A 12,297-nucleotide genomic window follows, 5' to 3' on the forward strand; every position below is an offset into this window, starting at 1 on the left:
TCCGGGTCCTAGCCGTTCGCGGACGTGCTGCTGTCGCCGTGCTTCTCGCGGATGGAGGTCCAGGCGTTCTGCGCGGCCTTCTGCTCCGCTTCCTTCTTGGAGCGGCCGCTGCCGGTGCCGTAGTCCTCGCCGGCCACGCGGGCGGCGGCGATGAAGGTCTTCTCGTGGTCGGGGCCCGACTCGGAGACGACGTACTCGGGCACGCCGATGCCGACCGAGGCGGTCAGCTCCTGCAGGCTGGTCTTCCAGTCGAGTCCGGCGCCGAGGTTCGAGGACTCCTCGATCAGCGGGTCGAACAGCCGGTGCACCAGCTCGTCGGCGGCGTTCAGGCCCTGGTCCAGGTAGACCGCGCCGATGATGGCCTCGAGGGTGTCGGCGAGGATGGAGGACTTGTCGCGCCCCCCGGTGCCCTCCTCGCCGCGACCGAGGCTGATGAACGAGCCCAGTTCGAGGCCGCGCGCCACCTGGGCGAGGGCGCGCGAATTGACCACCGCGGCGCGCAGCTTGGCCAGCTGCCCCTCCGGGAGGTCGGGGTGGATGCGGTAGAGCGTGTCCGTCACCACCAGACCCAGCACCGAGTCGCCGAGGAACTCCAGGCGCTCGTTGGTGGGCAGACCACCGTTCTCGTAGGCGTACGAGCGGTGAGTGAGCGCACGTACCAGAAGGGCCGGCTCGAGTGTGTACCCGAGCCGCCCCTCCAGAACGGCGTACGCGGTGTCGGCGTGTTGCGACGCAGACGCTGACATCGTGTTGGTCACCAGCCGATCAGACCGACAGGACCTGACGGCGGTTGTACGTGCCGCAGCTGGGGCACGCGATGTGGCCCAGCTTGGGCTCGTGGCAGCGGTCGCAAGCCACCAGGGCGGGGACCGCAGCCTTCCACTGCGAACGGCGGTGGCGCGTGTTGCTGCGCGACATCTTCCGCTTCGGAACAGCCACGGCTACTTCTCCTGGTTCTCGGCAGCACCCTCACGGGTACCGCTGTCGTTGCTTCCGGCCTCGAGTGATGGGGCCGAGAGTCCCTGCAGAGCCGCCCACCGGGGGTCGACGGCGTCATGGTGGTGGTCCGGGTCGTCCGAGAGCCGAGCTCCGCATTCGGAGCACAGGCCCAGGCAGTCGTCCTGGCACACCGGCTGCAGCGGCAGTGCGAGCACCACCGCGTCACGCAGCACCGGCTCGAGGTCGAACAGGTCGCCCTCAAGCCGGGAAGCTTCTTCGTCCTCGTCCTCTTCGGCGGTGGCGAAGCGGTTGGTGCCCTCGGGGTAGTAGTACAGCTCCTGGAAGTCCGCGTCGAGCTTCTGCTCGATCGGCTCCAGGCACCGCACGCACTCGCCCTTGAGAGCGGCCTTGGCGGTACCCGTGACGAGTACGCCCTCCACCACAGCCTCCAGTCGGAGGTCCAGCTCGACAGCGCTTCCTTCGGGAACGCCGATCACCTCGATGCCGAGGCCCTCGGGCGCCGGGAGGGAACGGGAAACCTTGCGCATCGAACCAGGCCGTCGTCCCAGCTCGTGTGTGTCGAACACGAGCGGGTCTCGGTGGTCGAGGCGGTTCAGGGTTTCCTGCTCTCTACGGTGCACAGGGCCGCGGGCACCCGGATGCGTGATCCGGGTCGGGGCAGCCGACAATCCCCGGCGCTGAACAGGCCGGAGAGGTCAGAGTACCGGAAGGGCGGACCCTGACCCAACTCGCGGCCCCCGGGGCCCGCGGCCCCGGGGCCGGCTACTGGTATCCGCCCAGCTCCCGCAGCTTGGTGACGTCGATGAAACCGGTGTCGAAGAAGCTGGTCTCGTCCAGGCCCTCGCCCTGCTGCTGGTGCGGCAGGTGCGGCTGCTGGACGTACGGGTCGTAGCCGGGCTGCTGGGGCTGCGCGGGCTGCTGGGGCTGTGCGGGCTGCTGGGGCTGTGCGGGCTGCTGGGCGTAGCCGTACGCGTCGTAACCGGGCTGCGGGGGCTGCTGCGGGTAGCCGTAGGGGTCATAGCCCTGCTGCTGCTCGTAGCCGGCCTGGTGCTGGGCCTGGAGCTGGTACTGCTCCTGGTACGGGTAGCCGTTGGGGTCCTGCTGCTGCGGCTGGCCCTGCTGCGGCCAGTACTCGGGCTGCGGCTCCTGGCCGGTGGACTGGGCCGGGACGCCATGGGCGGGCAGGGCGTGATCGGGGGCGCCGTGCTCCTGCGCGCCGTGGCCCGCGCCCTGCTCGTGCTCCTGCGGCGGCAGCAGCCCGGCCGAGGCCAGCTCGGCGGCGACGGCGGCGTGCCGGTCGCCGCCCTGGGCGCCGGACGCCTGGTCGGCGGCCTCCAGGTAGGCGCCCAGGTCGTCGATGGGGCGCTTGCCGAGCAGCTTGTCGCGGCCCCGGCCGACCGCCTCCAGGGTCTTGCCCAGCGCCGTCTCCAGCGCGGCCAGCTTCACGTCGACGTACTCGTCCACCTCGGGGCTGGGCGAGTGGAAGGCGTCCTGGGCGAACTCCTCGCCGTCCTCGCCCTCGACCGGGGCGCCGCCGGCGCGGAGCTTGGCCCGGCCGCGACCGATCGCGCCGAGGGTCTTGGTGAGCACCACCTCGAAGTTGGCGAGTTTGCTGTCGACGTAGTCGTCGGCCTCGCGGCGCTCCTCCTCGGACTCCGCGCGGGCCTCGGCGAGCAGCCGGTCGGCCTCGGCCTGGGCGCGCATCACCAGGTCGGTCCCGGCGATCAGCCGGGCCCGCTCGTCGTGCGCCGCGGCGACGATCCGCTCCGCCTCCCGGCGGGCCTCCTCGACGACCTGGTCGCCCTGCTCCACGGTCTGCTGCGCCTGCGCCAGCTCGGTCGGCAGCGCCTCCCGCAGCGCGCCCAGCATGGCGACCATCTCGGCCTTGTTCACCACGATCGACGCCGACATCGGCATGGATCTCGCGTTCTCGACCGTTGTGGTGATCTCGTCAAGCTTCTGCTGCACGTCCACCTAGCTCACGTCTTCCAGAGGAGGCAATGGAGTGGAAGCACGAACTCTACTGCGCTACCCGCGCTCCGCGATCCTCGCGCTGAGCCGGCTGTGGACCAACTCCGGTACGAGATGGGACACATCGCCCCCGTATGCGGCGACCTCCTTCACCAGCGAGGAGGACAGGAAGCTCCAGGTGGGGCTGGTCGGGACGAACAGCGTCTCGACGCCGGAGAGGCCGTGGTTCATCTGCGCCATCTGCAGCTCGTAGTCGAAGTCGCTGACCGCCCGCAGCCCCTTGACGATCGCCGGGATGCCGCGCTCCTTGCAGAAGTCGACCAGCAGCCCGTGGTGGGACTCCACGACCACGTTGCCGTAGGGCGCGGACACCTCCTCGATCATCCGGATCCGCTCCTCGACCGTGAACAACCCGCTCTTGGACTTGTTGATCAGGACGGCGACATGGACCACGTCGTAGAGCCGGGAGGCCCGCTCGATGATGTCGAGGTGCCCGTTGGTGATCGGGTCGAACGACCCCGGACAGACAGCACGGCGGATCTCCCGGTAACCCGCAGCATCATTGCTGGCAGACACGGCGATACCTCATTCACTCGTCAGAACGGTCAGGCGACTGGGTCGGCGCTGTCGGCCCCCTCGGCGACGGGGCGGCCGTACCAGAGGGTCGCCTCGCCGTACCGGCGCGAACGGAGCGCCTGGAACCCGGCGGGCCAGACGAACTCGCCGCCCCTGGTGCCGCGCTCCACGGTGGCAATCGTCCCGTCGGCGAGCCATCCCCGGGAACACAGTGTGATCAGAATCTCGCGGACCTCGTCGTCCGTCACCACGTACGGCGGGTCCATGAAGAGCATGTCGTAGCGGGTCGCCGGCGGCTCGCCGGCGAGCACCTTCTCGACCTGGCCCGGGCGCACCTCGGCGCCGGACAGGCCCAGGGTGCGGACGTTGGCCAGGATCGCCTTCACCGCCCCCGGATCGGACTCCACCAGCAGCGCGTGCCCGGCGCCGCGCGACAGCGCCTCCAGGCCCACGGCGCCGGACCCGGCGTACAGGTCCAGCACCCGGGCCCCGGCCAGCGAGCCGCGCTGCGCCTCCCAGCTGGAGAACAGGCCCTCGCGGGCCCGGTCGGAGGTCGGACGGGTGCCCTCGCCCGGCGGCACGGCCAGGTGGCGGCCTCGGGCGGATCCGGCGATCACGCGGGTCATCAGTGGTCCTTGCGGTGCGGTGCTGTCGCGGTCGCCCACCACGCTATCCGTAGCGGCCGCCCGCAGACGCGGCGGGCGACCGCGACAGCCCGGCCGCGCTAGGCCGGTCCGCCCGCCTCGACCGGCCCGGCCGCGCCGAGCGTCGCCGGGGAGGCGTAGCGGGACCAGGACAGGCAGCCGTCGGGCGGGCAGTACTCGGGGCGGCGCGGGTCGTGGCCCAGCTCGCGCAGCTTGGTCCGGACCGAGTCGGGGGTGCGGCCGAAGCGGGCCGCTATCCGGGCGACGGTCTCGTTGTCGTGGAAGCGGCGCAGCAGCTCCTCCTCGTGCACGGGCACCCAGGGGGCGCCGTGTCCGGGGTACAGCTCGCGCAGGACGTCGCGGTCGGGGATGGGCTCGGAGACGTCGGCGACGATCGCCAGCGCCCGCAGCGCGCGGTTGAACGCGATGCGCAGCGAGGCGACGTCCTCCACCGGCAGCCGCAGCCGGCCGCTGGCGATGGGGTCGGCGGCGTGGCCCTCGCGCCAGCCGGTGAGCGCGATGACGACCTCGCGGTCGTCGTCGCTGGTGAGTTCGATGCGGAACACCTTGTCGCCGAGCGGAAGCTCGTTGAGGTGACGGAATGCCATGCGAGTGCCCCCAGTAGGTCAGTGCACGTGAAGCGCTGTCCTGAACACCTCCATTGTCGCGCGCGGCACTGACAATCCGGGGTCCTCGGCGGGGCCGGTCAGCCCTTCTCCAGGAAGTCCGCGCGCTCCTCGTCGACCAGGCTGCGCAGGGCCGCGGCCAGCTCCGGATGGCCCTCCAACCGGGGGTCGGCGGCGACCACGGCAGTGGCCTCCTCGCGGGCGGCGGCGATCACCTCCTCGTCCTCCAGCACCGACAGCACCCGCAGCGAGGAGCGGACGCCGGACTGGGCCTGGCCGAGGACGTCCCCCTCGCGGCGCTGCTCCAGGTCGATCCGGGACAGCTCGAAGCCGTCCAGGGTGGCGGCGACCGCGTCCAGCCGGCGCCGGGCCGGGCTGCCGTCGGGCATCTCGCTGACCAGCAGGCACAGGCCGGGTGCGGAACCCCGGCCGACCCGGCCGCGCAGCTGGTGCAGCTGGGAGACGCCGAAGCGGTCGGCGTCCAGCACGGCCATGACGGTGGCGTTGGGGACGTTGACGCCGACCTCGATGACGGTGGTCGCCACCAGCACGTCCACCTGCCCGGCGGTGAAGCGGCGCATGACGTCGTCCTTGGCGTCCGGCGCCATCCTGCCGTGCAGGACCTCCACCCGCAGCCCGGCCAGCGGGCCGCGGAGCAGCTTCTCGGCGGTGTCCAGCACCGCCAGCGGCGGGCGGCGGTCGTCTCCGGCCGCCTGCTTGGCCTTCCTGTCGTCCTCCTCGTCGCCGATGCGCGGGCAGACCACGTACGCCTGGTGACCGGCCGCGACCTCCTCGCGGACCCGCTCCCAGGCGCGGGTGAGGAAGTTGGGCTTCTCCAGGGCCGGGACGACGTGGGTGGCGATCGGCGAGCGCCCGGCCGGGAGCTGGTCCAGGACGGAAGTCTCCAGGTCGCCGAAGACGGTCATGGCGACCGTGCGCGGGATGGGCGTGGCCGTCATCACCAGCAGGTGCGGCGGGCGAGCGGCCTTGGCGCGGAGCGCGTCGCGCTGCTCGACGCCGAAGCGGTGCTGCTCGTCCACCACCACCAGGCCCAGGTCGTCCTGGTGGAACCGGACGCCGTCCTCGATCAGGGCGTGGGTGCCGATGACGATCCCGGCGTCGCCGGTGACCAGGTCGAGCAGGGCGCGGCGGCGGGCGGCGACGCCCATGGAGCCGGTGAGCAGCGCGATCCTGGTGCCCAGCTCGGAGCCGCCGAGCAGCCCGGCCTCGGCCAGGTCGCCCATCATCTCCACGATGGAGCGGTGGTGCTGCTGGGCCAGCACCTCGGTCGGCGCGAGCATCGCCGCCTGGCCGCCGGCGTCGACCACGGCCAGCATGGCGCGCAGCGCCACCAGGGTCTTGCCCGAGCCGACCTCGCCCTGCAGCAGCCGGTGCATGGGGTGTTCCCGGGCCAGGTCGGCGAAGATCTCGGCGGAGACCTTCTGCTGGCCGTCGGTCAGGGTGAACGGCAGCCGGGCGTCGAAGGCGTCCAGCAGGCCGTCCCGGCCGGGTACCCGGGGGGTGGCGGTCTGCGCGCTGTCGGCGGCGCGGCGCTGGGCCAGGGCGACCTGCAGCACGAAGGCCTCGTCCCATTTCAGCCGGGCCCTGGCGGCGTGGCACTCGGCCTGGTCGGCGGGGCGGTGGATCTGCTGCAGGGCGTCGCGCAGCGGCAGCAGGCCGCGGCCCGCGCGCAGCTCCTCGGGCAGCGGGTCGGCCAGTTCGTCCCAGTCGAGGCTGCCGAGCAGGGCGTCGACGGCCTTGGAGATCCGCCAGGAGGGGACCTTGGCGGCGGCCGGGTAGACCGGGATCAGCCGCCCGGCGAACTCCCGGGCCAGCCCAGTGTCCTCCTCGTCCATCAACTCGTACTCGGGGTTGGCGAGTTGGCGGACCCGGTTGAAGACGCCGACCTTGCCCGCGAACAGCCCCTGGCGGCCGGGGCGCAGTTCGTGGACGCGCCGGGCCTGGTTGAAGAAGGTCAGCCGGAGCCGGCTGCGGCCGTCGGTGACCACGACTTCGAGCCGGTCGCCCTTGCGCCCCTGGAACGGGATGACCCGGGACTCCTCGATCCGGGCCATCACCGTGACGTGCTCGTCCAGCACCAGGTCGTCCAGGCTGGTCAGCTCGCCGCGCTCGGCGTAGCGGCGCGGGTAGTGGTGCAGCAGGTCACCGGCGGTGTGCAGGTCCAGGTGGTCGGCCAGGGCCTTGGCGCTGGGGCCGCCGACGAGCCGCTTGAGCGGTTGGTCGAGCGCGGACACGGTCTCCGCCTCCTTCCTTGTGGTCACCACACCGCAGCCTTACCGCACGCCACTGACACCGGCCTCACTCCACACCGATGAGCAGCGGGGAGGACGCCTGGTCGCCGCGGTAGACGACGGTGTCCACCACCGGGTTGGCCCGGCGGACGTGGGCGACGAGGTGGTCGGCGACGGTGTCGGGCACGCCCTCGCCGAGGATCAGCGTGACCAGTTCGCCGCCCGCGGCCAGCATCCGGTCCAGCACGACGGCGGCGGTCTCGCCGATGACGGCGCCGATGACGGCGACGTCGCCGTCGATCAGCCCGAGCACGTCGCCCGCCTGGCAGACGCCGGCCATGGTCCAGGACTCGCCCTCGGCGACGGCCAGTTCGGCGTAGCGGGTGGCGCCCGCGGCGGAGGTCATGGCGACGACGTCCTCGTCGAAGCGGCGGCCGGGCTCGTGGACGGCCAGCGCGGCCAGGCCCTGGACCGGCGAGCGGGTGGGAATGACCGCGACCCGGACGCCCTCGCGGCGCAGCTGCTCGGCGGCGGCCCCGGCCGCCGGGCGCAGTTCCGCGTCGTTGAGCAGCAGCACCACCTCGCGCGAGCGGGCCCGGCGGACGGCCGCGGCCAGCTCGGTGCTGGAGGGGGGGCGGTCCGGGTCGGCGTGGACGACGGTGGCGCCGGAGTCGGTGCACAGTCCGGCCAGGCCCTGGCCGTGGACCACGCTGACCACGCCGCGCGGCGAGCCGGCCGGGTCGGCGCCGGGGCCGGGCCAGCCGTCGGGGTAGCCGGTGCGGGCCGAGCCGTCGGCGGCGGCGAAGTGGGTGATCCTGATCCGGTGCGGGCGCCCGGCCGCTATCCCGGCCTCGACGGCGGCGCCGGGGTCGTCCACGTGGACGTGGACGTTCCACAGGCCGTCGCCGCCGACCACGACCAGGGAGTCGCCGAGGCCGCCGAGGGCGGCGCGCAGGGCGGGCAGCCGGTCGTCCTCGGCGTCCAGCAGGTAGATCACCTCGTAGCCGGGGGAGCCGGGGGCGGCGGTGTGCGGGCCGGAGGGGACGGGTTCGGCGGCCCGGCTGCCGGCCAGGGCCAGCGGGCCCATCGGGCTGTGGCCGCTGACGGCGTCGGCGAGCGCGCCGAGGACGGTGACCAGGCCGCGCCCGCCGGCGTCGACCACCCCGGCCCGGCTGAGCACCTCCAGCTGCGAGGGGGTGCGGGCCAGGGCGCTGCGGGCGGCCTCGTAGGCGGCCTGGGCGACGGCGGCCAGATCCGCCCGGGGGTCGCGCCCGGCGGCGGCCTCGGCGGCGTCGGCGGCGGCTGCGGCGACGGTCAGCACCGTCCCCTCGACCGGCTCGGCCACGGCCTCGTAGCCGGCGTCGGCGGCGCCGCGCAGGGCCCGGCACAGGGCGGCGGCGTCGGCGGCGACGGCCGGGTCGGTGCCGAAGGCGGCGGCGATGCCGCGCAGCAGCTGGGCCAGGATCACGCCGGAGTTGCCGCGCGCGCCCAGCAGCGCGCCGTGCGCCATCGCCCGCAGGGCGTCGGCCAGGGAGGGCGTCCCGGCGTCGAAGAGCCGGTCGACCTCCTCGGCGGCGGACTCGACGGTGAGGTAGAGGTTGGTGCCGGTGTCGCCGTCCGGGACGGGGTAGACGTTGAGCGCGTCGATCTCCTCGCGGGCCTGGCCGAGGGCGGCCAGCGAGAGCCTGCACCAGGTGCGCACAGCCGGAGCGTCGAGGGTGTCCAGCACCTGGGTTCTCCTTGGGTACGCGGATGGTGCGTCGCGGTTCGTGCGTCGCGGGTGGTGCGTGCGAGCGGGCTTGTGGCAGGTTATCCGGGCAGCGGCCCCCGGGCGGCGTCCGGGCCGCGCAGCCGCCAGCCGTGGTCGACCGGGCCGATGCCGGCGCCGAGGGCGAAGCCGCCGGCGATGGCGCCGGTGACGTACGCCTTGGCGGCGGCCACGGCGTCCGGGACGGCCAGGCCGAGGGCCAGGTGCGAGGCGATGGCGCTGGCCAGGGTGCAGCCGGTGCCGTGGGTGTGCCGGTTGTCGTAGCGCGGAGCGCGGAACCAGTGCTGCTCGCCGTCCGGGCCGAGCAGCAGGTCGGCGGCGTCGCCGTGCAGGTGGCCGCCCTTGATCAGGGCCCAGTCCGGGCCGAGGTCGCGCAGCGCCCGGGCGGCGTCGGGCATGCCGCCCTCGCCGGTGACGGTGATCCCGGTGAGCTGGGTCACCTCGTGCAGGTTGGGCGTGGCGACGGTGGCGACCGGCAGCAGCCGGTCCCGCAGCACCGAGACGGCGGATCCGGCCAGCAGCGCGTCGCCGTGCTTGGACACCCCGACCGGGTCGACCACGACCGGGGCGGCCACGTCGGCGAACAGCTCGGCGACGGTCTGCACCAGCTCGGCGGAGGCCAGCATCCCGGTCTTGACGGCCTGCACCCCGATGTCGTCGACGACGCTGCGGTACTGCGCCCGGACGGCCTCGGCGGGCAGCTCCCAGTAGCCCTGGACGCCGACCGAGTTCTGCGCGGTGACGGCGGTGATCACGCTCATGCCGTGGACGCCCAGGGCGAGCATGGTCTTCAGGTCGGCCTGGATGCCCGCGCCGCCGCCGGAGTCGGATCCGGCGACGGTGAGCACGCGGGGCGGGGCGGTTACCCCGTTCGGAGCAGCGGGGGGAACGTTCGACATAGGTCCAACCTATCCGCCGGCCCGGCGGTCAGAGCACCGCCTCGGCCTCGGTCCAGCGGCTCTCCGGCACGGTCTTCAGCCGGACCACGGCGTCGGCCAGCGGGACCAGCCGGACCTCCGTGCCGCGCAGCGCCGTCATGTGGCCGAAAGCACCCTTGTGGACGGCCTCGACGGCGTGCCAGCCGAAGCGGGTGGCGAGCACCCTGTCCTGGGCGGTCGGGGTGCCCCCACGCTGCACATGGCCGAGGATGACCGGCTTGGACTCCTTGCCGATCCACTGGGCGATCTCCCCGGCCAGCACGGTGCCGATGCCGCCGAAGAGGCGGTGGCCGTAGGCGTCGGTGTCGCCGTGGGCGAAGCGCATGGTGCCCGGGCGGGGCTCGGCGCCCTCGGCGACGGCGAGGATGGCGAACTTCTTGCCGCGCGCGAAGCGCTCCTCCACCACCTGGCAGACCTCCTCGACGTCGAAGGGCCGTTCCGGGATGAGGATGCCGTGGGCTCCCCCGGCCATCCCGGCGTGCAGCGTGATCCAGCCGGTGTGGCGGCCCATGAGCTCCACCACCATCACCCGCTGGTGCGACTCGGCGGTGGTCTTCAGCCGGTCGATGGCCTCGGTGGCGACGTGCACGGCGGTGTCGTGGCCGAACGTGACGTCGGTGGCCTCGATGTCGTTGTCGATGGTCTTGGGCACGGCCACGACCGGCAGCCCGGCGTCGCTGAACAGCTTGGCGGCGGTCAGCGTGCCCTCGCCGCCGATGGCGACCAGGGCGTCGATGCCGAGGGCGGCGCGCAGCTCCCCGGCCCGGCCGACGCCCTCGCGCAGCCGGTCGCGGGCGACCCGGGCGGAGCCGAGGACGGTGCCGCCGAGGGTGAGGATGCCCTGGACGTCGTCCAGCGCCAGCGGGGCGGCCCGCCCCTCGATCAGGCCGAGGAAGCCGTCCTGGATGCCGATGACGGTGTCGCCGTGGTCGGCCACCGCCCGGTGCACCACCGAGCGGATCACCGCGTTCAGCCCGGGGCAGTCGCCGCCGCTGGTCAGCACTCCGATTCGCATGGGTGCAGCTTATGCAGAAGCACCCGGTTTGCCATGGTGTGTCCGATTCGGTCGCCGGGCGGGCGTCAGCCGAAGTGGTCCCAGCCGCCGACCGCGTCCCAGGGCGCGCCGTCCACGGTGACCGTGCCGGTCTTGGACAGCCCGGCGGGCCGGGTGACCTCGCCGACCACGCGCCAGCGCGAGGGCAGGTGGGTGTCCGGCGGGAAGGTCGCCACCAGGGCGTGGTCCTCGCCCCCGGACAGCACCCAGCTCAGCGGGTCGACGCCGACGGCCTGGCCGATGTCGGACATCTGCGCGGGGATGTCGAAGTCGGCCGCGTGCAGATCTATGTGCACGCCGCTGGAGGCCGCGACATGGCCCAGGTCGGCCACCAGGCCGTCGCTGACGTCGATCATCGAGGTCGCGCCCAGCCGGGCGGCGGCCGGACCGGCGTGGTACGGCGGCTCCGGGCGGCGGTGCGCCTCGACGAAGGCCCGGGGCGAGCGGAAGCCCCGGGAGAGCACGGTCAGCCCGGCCGCGGACCAGCCCAGCCAGCCGGTCACCGCGACCAGGTCGCCCGGGCGGGCGCCGGAGCGGGTCACCGGCGGGCGGCCCTGCAGGTCGCCGAGGGCGGTGATGGCGACGGTGATGGTCTCCCCCCGGACGACGTCGCCGCCGACCACGGCCGCGCCCGCGACCTGGCACTCGTCCCGGATGCCGTCCATCAGCTCCAGCGCCCAGGTGGCCGGCAGGTCGGCCGGGGCCACCAGGCCCAGCAGCAGCGCGGTGGGCGTGGCGCCCATGGCGGCGATGTCGGCGAGGTTCTGCGCGGCGGACTTGCGGCCCACGTCGTAGGCGGTGGACCAGTCGCGGCGGAAGTGCCGGCCCTCCAGCAGGACGTCCGTGGTGGCGACCACCCGGCCGTCGGGGGCGGCCACGACCGCCGCGTCGTCGCCGGGCCCGAGTTCCACCGCGGCGGTCCGCGGCAGCCTGGAGGTCAGCTCCCGGATCAGTCCGAACTCGCCCAGCTCGCCGACGGTGCCCTGCATCTGCGTCCTTCCTGAGGATGTCGGCCCGGGGGGCCGGCCGGTGGGGGTGACTGCCGGGGTCGGCCGCGCGGGACGGACCCGTACGCTCCCCGCGCGCAGCGTACGCCCTGAAGCCGCGTCGCAGGGCTCCCCCTGGCGGTACGCGCCGCGATAGCGTGGCCAGCTCCTGGGAGCGCGCCACCGCGCTGGGACGCACCCTGGAGAGAGCACTACTCGTACGATCTCCGCACCGAGCCGCTTGGGGGTCCACCGTGGTACAGGCATACATCCTCATCCAGACCGAGGTCGGAAAGGCCACAGCCGTGGCCGGAGTGATCTCCGAGATCCCCGGGGTGCTCCAGGCCGAGGACGTCACCGGTCCCTACGACGTCATCGTCCGCGCCGAGGCATCCACCGTGGATGACCTGGGGCGTCTGGTCGTGGCCCAGATCCAGCAGGTGGAGGGGATCACCCGAACCCTGACCTGCCCGGTGGTCCACCTCTAGCCACCCTCTAGCATCGCCTGGTGCCCCTTTGCTC

13 protein-coding genes are annotated in these 12,297 nt (G+C 73.6%); 1 reads left to right on the forward strand and 12 read right to left on the reverse strand.

Annotated elements, in window-relative coordinates; all coding sequences use genetic code 11:
• Positions 1 to 8 precede the first annotated feature (8 nt).
• The 12 genes from rnc to GXW83_RS27840 all read right to left on the reverse strand — a co-directional run bounded on the left by rnc (position 9) and on the right by GXW83_RS27840 (position 11,778).
• Positions 9 to 746, reverse strand: a complete 738-nt coding sequence (rnc, locus tag GXW83_RS27785) for a ribonuclease III (protein WP_182447603.1) — start codon at positions 744 to 746, stop codon at positions 9 to 11.
• A gap of 19 nt (positions 747 to 765) precedes the next feature.
• Positions 766 to 939: a 50S ribosomal protein L32 gene (gene rpmF, locus GXW83_RS27790; RefSeq protein ID WP_030263933.1), complete on the reverse strand. Its 174-nt coding sequence runs from the start codon at positions 937 to 939 to the stop codon at positions 766 to 768.
• A gap of 2 nt (positions 940 to 941) precedes the next feature.
• Positions 942 to 1,487 (reverse strand): DUF177 domain-containing protein, encoded by a 546-nt coding sequence (locus tag GXW83_RS27795; RefSeq protein WP_182445801.1) that lies wholly within the window; start codon positions 1,485 to 1,487, stop codon positions 942 to 944.
• Between the two features lie 235 nt (positions 1,488 to 1,722).
• On the reverse strand, positions 1,723 to 2,928 hold the full coding sequence (locus GXW83_RS27800; RefSeq protein WP_370466789.1) for a cell division initiation protein: 1,206 nt from the start codon (positions 2,926 to 2,928) through the stop codon (positions 1,723 to 1,725).
• A gap of 60 nt (positions 2,929 to 2,988) precedes the next feature.
• On the reverse strand, positions 2,989 to 3,471 hold the full coding sequence (coaD, locus tag GXW83_RS27805; RefSeq protein WP_182447604.1) for a pantetheine-phosphate adenylyltransferase: 483 nt from the start codon (positions 3,469 to 3,471) through the stop codon (positions 2,989 to 2,991).
• A 65-nt stretch (positions 3,472 to 3,536) separates the two neighbouring features.
• Positions 3,537 to 4,133, reverse strand: coding sequence for a 16S rRNA (guanine(966)-N(2))-methyltransferase RsmD (rsmD, locus tag GXW83_RS27810; RefSeq protein ID WP_182445803.1), 597 nt, complete (start codon positions 4,131 to 4,133; stop codon positions 3,537 to 3,539).
• 98 nt (positions 4,134 to 4,231) lie between these two features.
• On the reverse strand, positions 4,232 to 4,759 hold the full coding sequence (locus GXW83_RS27815) for a hypothetical protein (protein ID WP_182445804.1): 528 nt from the start codon (positions 4,757 to 4,759) through the stop codon (positions 4,232 to 4,234).
• Positions 4,760 to 4,857: 98 nt separating this feature from the next.
• Positions 4,858 to 7,032 carry an ATP-dependent DNA helicase RecG gene (gene recG / locus GXW83_RS27820; protein WP_182445805.1) on the reverse strand — a complete coding sequence of 725 codons (2,175 nt, stop codon included), beginning with the start codon at positions 7,030 to 7,032 and terminating at the stop codon, positions 4,858 to 4,860.
• Positions 7,033 to 7,096: 64 nt separating this feature from the next.
• A complete protein-coding gene (locus GXW83_RS27825; protein ID WP_182445806.1) occupies positions 7,097 to 8,758 on the reverse strand; it encodes a DAK2 domain-containing protein in 1,662 nt (553 codons plus the stop codon).
• A gap of 80 nt (positions 8,759 to 8,838) precedes the next feature.
• Positions 8,839 to 9,696, reverse strand: coding sequence for a bifunctional hydroxymethylpyrimidine kinase/phosphomethylpyrimidine kinase (gene thiD / locus GXW83_RS27830; RefSeq protein ID WP_182445807.1), 858 nt, complete (start codon positions 9,694 to 9,696; stop codon positions 8,839 to 8,841).
• A gap of 28 nt (positions 9,697 to 9,724) precedes the next feature.
• The gene (locus tag GXW83_RS27835) at positions 9,725 to 10,750 is read right to left on the reverse strand and encodes an ATP-dependent 6-phosphofructokinase (protein WP_182445808.1); all 1,026 of its coding nucleotides are present in this window, start codon (positions 10,748 to 10,750) and stop codon (positions 9,725 to 9,727) included.
• A gap of 65 nt (positions 10,751 to 10,815) precedes the next feature.
• Positions 10,816 to 11,778, reverse strand: coding sequence for a thiamine-phosphate kinase (locus GXW83_RS27840; protein WP_182445809.1), 963 nt, complete (start codon positions 11,776 to 11,778; stop codon positions 10,816 to 10,818).
• 251 nt (positions 11,779 to 12,029) lie between these two features.
• Between GXW83_RS27840 and GXW83_RS27845 the strand changes: the two genes are divergently transcribed.
• On the forward strand, positions 12,030 to 12,263 hold the full coding sequence (locus GXW83_RS27845) for an Lrp/AsnC family transcriptional regulator (RefSeq protein ID WP_182445810.1): 234 nt from the start codon (positions 12,030 to 12,032) through the stop codon (positions 12,261 to 12,263).
• The last annotated feature ends 34 nt before the right edge of the window (positions 12,264 to 12,297 follow it).

The sequence above is a fragment of the Streptacidiphilus sp. PB12-B1b genome, from assembly GCF_014084125.1.
GTDB lineage: Bacteria > Actinomycetota > Actinomycetes > Streptomycetales > Streptomycetaceae > Streptacidiphilus.